Origin of the sequence: Arthrobacter sp. H14 (genome assembly GCF_000520495.1) — a bacterium.
Classification (GTDB): domain Bacteria; phylum Actinomycetota; class Actinomycetes; order Actinomycetales; family Micrococcaceae; genus Arthrobacter_C.
In genome coordinates, this window is record NZ_KI914707.1 from 6,431 (window position 1) to 7,561 (window position 1,131).

At 61.4% G+C, this 1,131-nt stretch carries 2 protein-coding genes; both read right to left on the reverse strand.

Going from position 1 to position 1,131, the window contains the following annotated elements; translation table 11 throughout:
• Positions 1-42: 42 nt before the first annotated feature.
• Entirely contained in the window at positions 43-426 is a 384-nt protein-coding gene (locus Y707_RS0121935; protein ID WP_026536622.1) for a hypothetical protein, read from the reverse strand.
• A 231-nt stretch (positions 427-657) separates the two neighbouring features.
• Complete coding sequence (locus Y707_RS0121945) at positions 658-1,041, reverse strand: hypothetical protein (RefSeq protein ID WP_026536622.1); 384 nt, start codon at positions 1,039-1,041, stop codon at positions 658-660.
• Positions 1,042-1,131 lie beyond the last annotated feature (90 nt).

The window sequence follows — 1,131 nt, forward strand, 5'->3', positions numbered from 1 at the left end:
TGATCCACAGCCCCGTGCCGGCATCCTCCCGTGCAGCCGAACTCATCCGTCGTAGGTATCTTCCAAAAACGCGGTGAAAGCGGCAACAACTTCCCGGTGGCGGTCTTCCCGGATGGCTGTCAGTGGTGTGTCTTCGCTCAATCTTGGATTACCGCCAATAAACCATGCCCGTGCGACCGAGTCGGATTCGGCATCGGCGATGGCCACCCACACCCGCCTGGCCAACCGGATCCGTTTCTCGAAGTCGGCGCCCGGAGCGGGCCCATCCGGCTTGGCCCAGCGGATCGGTTGCCTGCGGTCCCTGGTCCCGGACAATGCAGCCACCAGTGTCGGGCCCAGATGGGTATTGAGACGCCGCACCACCTCGTGGATGTCCATCCGGGCGGTTTCGGAGAACCCATCGGCGATGATCGTTTCGATACTCATAACCCGAGCATACACTCTAAAGTCACCCAAAAGCCACCCAACAAATGTGTCTTGCCCTGATCGTACAGCCTTCCCGCCGGCGAATATGACCGGGGCAATCCCTCCCCGCCGGCGGCGGTTCTATTCGCAGCCTGTACCGTCGCCGTTAGGTCGTCCTGGCCACCCTGTAACCGGTGATGCAGCCGGTGGTGATCCACAGCCCCGTGCCGGCATCCTCCCGTGCAGCCGAACTCATCCGTCGTAGGTATCTTCCAAAAACGCGGTGAAAGCGGCAACAACTTCCCGGTGGCGGTCTTCCCGGATGGCTGTCAGTGGTGTGTCTTCGCTCAATCTTGGATTACCGCCAATAAACCATGCCCGTGCGACCGAGTCGGATTCGGCATCGGCGATGGCCACCCACACCCGCCTGGCCAACCGGATCCGTTTCTCGAAGTCGGCGCCCGGAGCGGGCCCATCCGGCTTGGCCCAGCGGATCGGTTGCCTGCGGTCCCTGGTCCCGGACAATGCAGCCACCAGTGTCGGGCCCAGATGGGTATTGAGACGCCGCACCACCTCGTGGATGTCCATCCGGGCGGTTTCGGAGAACCCATCGGCGATGATCGTTTCGATACTCATAACCCGAGCATACACTCTAAAGTCACCCAAAAGCCACCCAACAAATGTGTCTTGCCCTGATCGTACAGCCTTCCCGCCGGCGAATATGAC